This window comes from Streptococcus handemini (assembly GCF_040984445.1).
Taxonomy (GTDB): Bacteria; Bacillota; Bacilli; order Lactobacillales; family Streptococcaceae; genus Streptococcus; species Streptococcus handemini.
Map to the genome: position 1 here is coordinate 50386 of NZ_JBFRYH010000005.1, position 8407 is coordinate 58792.

Below are 8407 nucleotides of genomic sequence, written 5' to 3' on the forward strand. Positions count from 1 at the left end.
CATTTTACCATAAAACCGCTGAAAATGCTAGCTTCTATTTCCACGGAAGATTTACAAAAAGACCAGACAAATGCCCAGTCTTTAGTCATTATGTTTTGCCTTATTCTTTGAAATAGAGCGGCTACGCCCTTCTAGATAAACCATGAGAATTGAAATATCTGCTGGATTGACCCCTGAGATGCGACTTGCCTGTCCAATCGTTTCAGGAGAAATCAGCTTAAATTTCTGACGAGCTTCCGTTGCAATCGAATCAATATCATCCCAATCAATATCTGCTGGAATCCGTTTTTCTTCCATCCGTTTCATCTTCTCAACTTGATCCAAGGCCTTGCTGATATAGCCCTCATACTTCACCTCGGTTTCAATCAATTCAATGGTCTTATCAGACAATTCCTTAGCAGCTGGACCAACAAATTCAATAACATCCGCATAGGTGATTTCAGGTCTTCTCATAAATTCTTTTGCAGTCAGCGCATCTGTCAGCGGTTTAAAGCCCATCGCAACAACTTTTTCATTGGTTTCCTTGACTGGCTTCAATTTAATCGAATCCAAACGAGCCATTTCATTGTCAAATTGCTGCTTATGAATTTGGAAGACCTGATAGCGCTCATCATCCACTAAACCAACCTGACGCCCAATTTCTGTCAACCGCATATCTGCATTATCATGACGCAAAATCAAACGATATTCTGCTCGACTAGTCAAGAGACGATAAGGCTCGACCGTTCCTTTGGTCACCAAGTCATCAATCATCACCCCGATATAGCCATCACTACGCTTCAAAATCAATTCTGGCTTGCCTTCCACTTTAAGAGCAGCATTGATTCCTGCTATAATTCCCTGACCAGCAGCCTCTTCATAGCCAGATGTCCCATTGGTCTGACCAGCAGTAAAGAGCCCTGAAATTTTCTTGGTTTCAAGGGTCGCCCGCAACTGATGTGGCATGACCATATCATACTCAATCGCATAACCTGTCCGCATCATTTCTGCATTTTCAAGCCCCTGAATCGAGTGAACCAAGTCCTTTTGCACATCTTCAGGAAGACTGGTTGAAAGCCCCTGAATATAAATCTCATCCGTATCACGCCCCTCAGGCTCTAAGAACAACTGATGACGCTCTTTATCCGCAAAACGCACGATTTTATCCTCAATAGATGGACAATAGCGTGGGCCTACCCCCTTAACCACACCTGAAAACATAGGCGCTCTGTGAAGGTTACTATTGATAATTTCATGGCTGCGCGCATTGGTATAGGTCAACCAGCATGGAATCTGGTCTTGCAGATAATCCTCATCCTTTGATAGGAATGAAAAATGATTGGGCTTCTGATCTCCAGGTTGAATTTCTGTTGCAGCATAATCAACCGTACGTGCGTTGACACGAGGTGGCGTTCCTGTCTTAAACCGCCCAATTTCAAGACCTAAATCTTTCAAGTTATCAGCCAAAGCGACAGAAGCTAAGCTATTATTTGGTCCTGAGGAATATTTTAAGTCACCGATGATAATCTCCCCACGCAAAGCCGTTCCTGTTGTCACAATAACTGCCTTTGCCGCAAAATACTGATTGGTCGCTGTCCGAACACCGAGGACTCGATTTTCTTCAACCAAAATTTCATCAATCATGGTCTGACGAAGAGTTAGATTCTCCTGTTGTTCCACAGTACGCTTCATTTCAAGCGAATATTTTGCCTTATCTGCCTGGGCTCGCAAAGCGCGTACAGCAGGACCTTTACCCGTATTCAGCATTTTCATCTGAATGTAGGTCTTGTCAATATTGCGCCCCATTTCTCCACCAAGGGCATCAATTTCCCGAACAACAATTCCCTTAGCTGACCCACCGATAGAGGGATTACACGGCATAAAGGCCACCATGTCCAAGTTAATCGTTGCAAGCAACGTTTTACAGCCCATCCGACTGGTTGCAAGGCCTGCTTCTACCCCAGCATGTCCAGCTCCAATTACAATTACATCATATTCTTCGGTAAATGTATATGTCATTTTCTAGTCTCCTTTAATCGAATCTGTTCAATCGTCCCTGACCAATTTGGTAAGTGTGTTTTCAAAAACGCAGGAACTACATCAATGTTTACAAGGTTGTCAACATCTATCCAGTAGCATGGTGAAGTATCTCCTTCTTCTACCATATTGCCTGGAACTTCTTCCACTGGCTCTACTATATAGTGAAATTCAATGTTATGATAATGAATGGTTTCTTTCTTATCAATTACTGTAAACTTATTTTCAACAATAAAAGCTAATTGCTTCACTACGACATCTATTCCTAATTCTTCCTTTACCTCACGAATAACCGCATCTTCTGTTGACTCGCCAACTTTGATAGCACCACCAATCGTATAGTATTTCTGAGTATTCTCACGATAGGAAAGAAAGAGTTTCTGCTCCCTCATAATTAGTGCCGTTGCACGAACACCAAAAATCTGCTCGTCTTTTTTTGTTCGAAAATCCACACGATACTCCATTTCCACACAAAAAGAGCCAAAACCCTCAGAAACTGCACGCAAAAAACGTCCAATTCCTATGAGCTTTGACCATCATAGCATTGTCATGCTTCTATTCTATCAGATTGGCACAGAATGTCAATCAAGGAATCGCTGCAATTTATCCACCAATGCTCGATTCTTTGCATTTCTATCAACATACTGATAGAAAATCTTTCGATTGGCTATTTTCCGGAGCAAACCTTCGTCCATTTCATCTATGATTTCTAGCAATGCTCTCTTGGTTAGCTGATTGATGCTATTCAATAATGCTGTTTCTTGCTGCTTTCTAGTAGCATCTTCCTTCGGATAACCAACCCCAAATTCACCGTCAAATAATTTTTCAAGTGTATATTCCAAGTTTAATTCCCCACACCATCCGATATTCAATCCAAGCGGTAAGGAAACAACATTACCACTATTGATTCTACCAAATAAGAAAGCATCCTGGGGTGTCTGAATGAATCCACACTGGAGACCAGGCAAACTATTACAGGCAAGCATCATTCCTTGACCAGATGAGCATCCTGTCACTACAAAGTCCAGAGATTGAGACTCGATAAGAAAGCTAATCATAACCGCGACTTCTACATAAGAATAGCTAACTGTCTCATTCGGAAAAACACCCAAGTTGACCACTTTATGCTGACCTGCAACTGATTTTTGAACAGCCCGAACTAATACATCGTTCATATCCGTTCTAGTGCTAGCCTGTATAACTCCGATTTTCACATCCTACTCCATTTTACATTTACAAATTTGTCAACCTAAATATACTGACACACTTTTCCATCTTTAAAGGCAAGGTCAATCATACCTCCACCTAGACATTCGTCACCATTGTAAAAGACAACTGCTTGACCAGGTGTAATGGCCCGTTGTGGCTCATCAAAGATAACTTCAGCCTTGTCTCCTGTTACGTGGACGGTCACTTTTGAATCCGGTTGACGATAGCGGAATTTAGCCGTACATTCCAGCGTAAAATTCTCAGGCATCTCTTGTGTAAAGTGAACTTGACTAGCTGTCAAGTTAGTTGACATCAATGAATCATGGTAGAATCCCTGACCTACATATAAAATATTTTGTGACAAATCTTTTCCTACAACGAACCACGGGGCGTTATCTCCGCCAATCTGCCCACCGATACCAAGGCCTCCACGTTGACCGATGGTGTAATACATGAGACCTGCATGTTCCCCCATATCTCGACCGTCAATAGTCAGCATACGCCCTTTTTGAGCAGGCAGATACTGGCTAAGAAATTCTTTAAAATTCTTTTCACCGATAAAACAAATCCCTGTCGAATCTTTTTTCTTAGCCGTTGCAAGCCCAGCACGTTCTGCAATTTCACGCACTTCTGACTTCTGCAGATGACCTAGAGGAAACATGGTTTTCTGCAATTGCTCTTGTGACAATTGGCTAAGGAAGTAGGTCTGGTCCTTGCCATTATCAGCGCCCCGAAGCATGTGAACCACTCCGTTCTCATCTCGCTTGACCTGTGCATAGTGACCTGTCGCCACATAATCAGCACCTAAGTTCATAGCATAGTCCAAAAAGGCTTTAAATTTAATTTCTTTATTACACATCACATCAGGATTTGGTGTCCGTCCTGCACGATATTCGGCAAGGAAATATTCAAACACCCGGTCCCAATACTCTTTTTCAAAGTTGACAGAGTAGTACGGAATCCCAATTTGATCGGCAACAGCTGCGACATCTTTGTAATCTTCTGTTGCTGTACAAAAACCATTTTCGTCTGTATCGTCCCAGTTTTTCATGAAGATGCCAATCACATCATAGCCCTGCTCCTTGAGCAACAGGGCCGTGACAGAGGAATCAACACCTCCGCTCATACCAACGACAACACGTATCTTTGAGTTATCACCCATTGTCTATTCTCCCATCAATTTAATCTAGTGTAAACTTTCTTTACACCATCTATTTTCAAAAAACGATTGAAGGTCGATTTTGAAGTACCTCACGGCACAGACAGTATTATACCATATCCCTAGCTATTTTCTAACAAATAAAATCAAGAGGCAGATTTTCCGAACGTTATTTGATATAATAACACTAAGAGAAAATTGAGGAAAACCTATGACTAATTTAAAATTTAAAAATATAGGTTTCTTTACATCACTTTACAGCCCATAAACCCTTGATATGACTGACTTTTTAAAAAAAACGCATTTCCATAGATTGCCATAGATTTCCCCAGAAAGTCCACAAAAAGGTGAACAAATTTTTGATAAAAAAAGCCTATCAAATCAAGGTTGATAAGCTCAAAATTTTAAAAAAGGTGAACAAATTTTCACGAGTTCAGCAGGCAAGAACTAGCGTAGTGTAAACTACGCTTTAGACTGAAGACAAACTAGTCGAGAGCCTGGTTTGTCTTTTTGTTTTCTGTGTTATTTTTGAAAAAAATAGTCTAGAAGAGTGGTTTAGGGCAAAATAAAAAGGCCTTCCCGCCATCATTTTGACCAGTTTTTTGAGATTTAAGCATGCCAAAGTCAGCCCAACCTTATCCTCCATTTTGGACTTCCCTTTTTCTCTTGTATAACGTAAATTGTGATATTCCTTAGCTGTACCAAAAAGTCGCTCTATCGTTTCTTTGCGTCTCTGATACAGCTCTTTCATTCCTCTCTGATGTCTGATCTCTTCGCAAATTTCTAGATAATCTTTCCAAATGTGCCGTGTGATAACCTTTTGATGGTTTCTACTTTCGGTGCAGACTGATAATAGTGGACAAGCTGCGCAAATCTTAGGATCACTCTTATACTCCCGGTACCCTTCTCGCGTGGTAGTACGGTAGGCCAAGACCTGATTTTCAGGGCAAAGGTAACAGTCAAAGTGTTCATCGTAAACAAAATCTTTTGGATGAAGTTTTCCCTGAATCCCTCTTGGTCTGGTATAAGGAAAAACAGGCGTGATATTCTTGTCTAAAAGAAATTTAGCTAGACTGGGTGTTTTATAGCCTGAGTCAGCGATTAGAAATTGTGGGGTAAACGGTTCAAGTTTGGCAAAGAGTACAGGAAAGGCCTGGTTGTCATGGACATTGCCAGCCTCAATACTGCCCAACCATGCTTGTCACAAGCCACCTGAGCAGAATAGGCAAACACTTCCTTATGTTCTCCCTTGTGAAACCAGCCACTTTCAGGGTCAGTGGTAGATACTTTCTTTTCCTTACCCTCGCTTTTTGTGGCGGGCTTTAACGACTTTTTTGCGTGTTTCTTCCTGTCCTCATCAATCTCAAGTTCAAGTTGGTCACTCATAAACTTAGCCTGTTGCTCAACTATTTCCTTACGGTACTTGTGATTGTTCGCAGCTGCTTTAATATGAGTGCCATCCACGAAAATCTCACTTGGGTCAACTAAACCAGACATTAGAGCTTGGCTCAACACCCGATTAAAAATCGCAGAAATGACCTGTTTGTCTTGGAAACGCCGACTGTAATTCTTGCCATAGGTTGTGAAATGAGGCACCTTATCCTCCAAAGTCAACCCAAGAAACCAACGATAAGCGGTATTCACCTCAATCTCTTTCATCGTTTGACGCATAGAGCGAATGCCATAGAAACATTGGATAAGAGGAATCTTGATGAGCATAATCGGATCTAAACTTGGACGCCCATTATCAGAAGAGTAAGTATCTTCAACCAAGTCATAAATGAAATCAAAGTCAATCAACTCATCCACTTGGCGTAGGAAATGATCTTCTGGGACGAGCTGGTCAAGCGTATAGAAGCCATACTGCTTACGGTTATATTCTGGTTGTTCTTTATGAAGCATAGCTCTTATCCTCCTCATATGAGATACTTTCATTATACTCCTATTTATAAAGAAAAGCCCTTAGAAAATGAATTCTATGGACTTTGTCTTCAATCTGAGCGTAGTGTAAACTACGCTTTTTTTTGATTGCTGATAAGTCTATTATAGCAAATTCTACTGTATTCTACTGTATCCGGAAAAGCCTAGCGATGGCTAGGCTTGTAATTTCTTATCTGCGATGGCTTCGGTAAGTGTTTGGGAGAAGTTCAAACCCAACTCACGCCCCAACTTGTCCGCCCAACGTGGTATAGTTAACGTTTTTTTTATCGGCTCTTGACTTCCCAAGTATTCCGCAACGTTGACCATGACAAGGGAGATGAAAGACTTTTCTGCATCATACTGTAGTTCGAAATCTTTATCATCTTTGAATGGATTATTTTCAGTCAATGAAAGACTGTTGATGTCAGACGGTTTTGGCAGTTCTCTATCGTTTTCGATACAGTCCGCCATCATAATGCCAAGGTATTCGGAAGCCATGGCCATAGCGTCCGCAAGGTTGTCCCCTTGAGTGCCCGACCCGTCAACGTCTGGAAAATATACAAAGAACGGGGCTACGTTCTCCCCTTGCGTATCGTCATAGTAAAATAAGGCGGGATAAGTAACTAACATTTTTTTACCTCCGTTACTCTCAAAAAGCAGGGGCGGACTATATGCCCGCTTGCTTTCTTATTCCTCGCTCGGTGTACTTATTCAGTTCACCATGCGGGACTGTGATGGGTCTTTCTCCTTGCTTCTCCATTTTGATATGGGAGCCTTTACCGCCTTTGGTTTTTATCCAACCATTAGCAATCAGGAGTTTCACCATCTCTTTTTGTGTCATCGGCATAGCGCTCTACCTCCTGACAAGATTATTATAACACGTATTACACGTATTTAGCAAGTAAAAAGATATTTTTTTCATATGGGACTTACTCAGTGCCCTCTCTAAAATCGCTTCTAAGGGCTTTTAGTCTGTCCGTGGTTGAATTATCGGACAAACTAATAAAACGGCTAAAACCTGCCAAATTTTCAACCTCACAACGCTTCAAGCACTCCATTTCTGTATTGCTTGGCAAAAGCAAGAAGAGCGGCATTTTTTAAATTGTTGTATTGGCTTTTTTTGATGGCTTCATAGGGCTGATACTTGCTTTTAACTATCTGCCGTACCTGCTCAACTGGCTTGCGTTCAAGATAGTTTAATATTAGTATTTGCCGTTGTCTGATGTCGCCGATTGAGTTAATGGCTGACTTGATTGCGTTCAGTTCCTGCCGTGCTGTCTCCCTGTTAATCTCCAAGCGCTCCACGGGTTGAAATTCTCCCCGTTCTGCCTGTAGGATATATTCATCTGAGTAGCGTATACTGTCATCTTGTGCGATTCTCTGCCAACGTTCAAACTCTTTTAGTTTTCGCTTGGCGTACTCTCTGATTCGTTTTTTATCCATATTTTGCCCTCATTTGTGATATAATAGACTTGTGAAATATCTGAGAAGTCAGCGCTAGCTGGCTTTTTTTAGTTTGCTATCTAAAAAACAACCCTGTAATTGACGCCCTTTCCCGCTCATGCTATTATTGTAGTACCTCCTTTTTCTGAAATTCAGACACCATACAAAAATACCTTTCAAAGAGCAGTGCGCAAACTGCTCTTTTTTATTTAGATAGCTTTTTCTTGTTGTGCTTCTCGATTTTTTCGGATTTTTCGCCGTTGATAGTATTGTCTCTTTTGCTCCAGTATTTTATTGCGCTTAGCTTCATAGCGCTGTTTATTTATTTCTCTGCAACAATCTTTACAACGACTATCTAACCCCGTTTTACTTTTCGTTTTTTTTGAAAAGTTAATTTCATTCAGTTCCTTCTCTTGGTGGCACTTAATGCATATTTTTTTCATTTTTTTCTCCTTTTTTTGTTTCTTGCACGCATGAAAAAATGCATAGTGACGGCGGGAAGCTCGCGAGCCTCCGTGGGGAGGGTGATAGCCCCCCTTCCTGACAAGACTGCAAGATTTTCAACTTTCAATTTCTGCACATTACCATGATATTATCCTTTGTATAAAATCCAATCACAGCTTTGCGGAAGGTTGCGATTTCCAATTACTTTTTTGTCGC

Annotated in this window: 8 protein-coding genes and 1 pseudogene; all 9 read right to left on the reverse strand. The window is 41.2% G+C overall.

What is annotated here, in order from left to right:
- Positions 1-81: 81 nt before the first annotated feature.
- Positions 82-1998: a tRNA uridine-5-carboxymethylaminomethyl(34) synthesis enzyme MnmG gene (gene mnmG, locus ABPH35_RS01490; RefSeq protein ID WP_349987796.1), complete on the reverse strand. Its 1917-nt coding sequence runs from the start codon at positions 1996-1998 to the stop codon at positions 82-84.
- The gene (locus ABPH35_RS01495; protein ID WP_405054550.1) at positions 1995-2468 is read right to left on the reverse strand and encodes an NUDIX hydrolase; all 474 of its coding nucleotides are present in this window, start codon (positions 2466-2468) and stop codon (positions 1995-1997) included. Before ABPH35_RS01495 ends, mnmG begins: the two co-directional genes overlap by 4 nt.
- Positions 2469-2597: 129 nt before the next feature.
- Positions 2598-3230: an RpiB/LacA/LacB family sugar-phosphate isomerase gene (locus ABPH35_RS01500; RefSeq protein ID WP_349987797.1), complete on the reverse strand. Its 633-nt coding sequence runs from the start codon at positions 3228-3230 to the stop codon at positions 2598-2600.
- A 35-nt stretch (positions 3231-3265) separates the two neighbouring features.
- The gene (mnmA, locus tag ABPH35_RS01505; protein WP_349987798.1) at positions 3266-4387 is read right to left on the reverse strand and encodes a tRNA 2-thiouridine(34) synthase MnmA; all 1122 of its coding nucleotides are present in this window, start codon (positions 4385-4387) and stop codon (positions 3266-3268) included.
- 466 nt (positions 4388-4853) lie between these two features.
- Positions 4854-6286, reverse strand: a pseudogene (locus ABPH35_RS01510) (IS1182 family transposase).
- A 192-nt stretch (positions 6287-6478) separates the two neighbouring features.
- Complete coding sequence (locus ABPH35_RS01515; RefSeq protein WP_368849498.1) at positions 6479-6934, reverse strand: type II toxin-antitoxin system HicB family antitoxin; 456 nt, start codon at positions 6932-6934, stop codon at positions 6479-6481.
- A 37-nt stretch (positions 6935-6971) separates the two neighbouring features.
- Positions 6972-7151, reverse strand: coding sequence for a type II toxin-antitoxin system HicA family toxin (locus tag ABPH35_RS01520; RefSeq protein WP_368849499.1), 180 nt, complete (start codon positions 7149-7151; stop codon positions 6972-6974).
- A gap of 188 nt (positions 7152-7339) precedes the next feature.
- Entirely contained in the window at positions 7340-7747 is a 408-nt protein-coding gene (locus ABPH35_RS01525) for an ArpU family phage packaging/lysis transcriptional regulator (RefSeq protein WP_368849500.1), read from the reverse strand.
- 209 nt (positions 7748-7956) lie between these two features.
- Positions 7957-8190, reverse strand: a complete 234-nt coding sequence (locus tag ABPH35_RS01530; RefSeq protein ID WP_368849501.1) for a hypothetical protein — start codon at positions 8188-8190, stop codon at positions 7957-7959.
- Positions 8191-8407: the final 217 nt, after the last annotated feature.

Coding starts and splice junctions, on each gene's coding strand:
- ABPH35_RS01520 (WP_368849499.1), bottom strand. CDS start 7,151: ATGCCGATGACACAAAAAGAGATGGTGAAACTCCTGATTGCTAATGGT.
- ABPH35_RS01525 (WP_368849500.1), bottom strand. CDS start 7,747: ATGGATAAAAAACGAATCAGAGAGTACGCCAAGCGAAAACTAAAAGAG.
- ABPH35_RS01530 (WP_368849501.1), bottom strand. CDS start 8,190: ATGAAAAAAATATGCATTAAGTGCCACCAAGAGAAGGAACTGAATGAA.
- mnmA (WP_349987798.1), bottom strand. CDS start 4,387: ATGGGTGATAACTCAAAGATACGTGTTGTCGTTGGTATGAGCGGAGGT.
- ABPH35_RS01515 (WP_368849498.1), bottom strand. CDS start 6,934: ATGTTAGTTACTTATCCCGCCTTATTTTACTATGACGATACGCAAGGG.
- mnmG (WP_349987796.1), bottom strand. CDS start 1,998: ATGACATATACATTTACCGAAGAATATGATGTAATTGTAATTGGAGCT.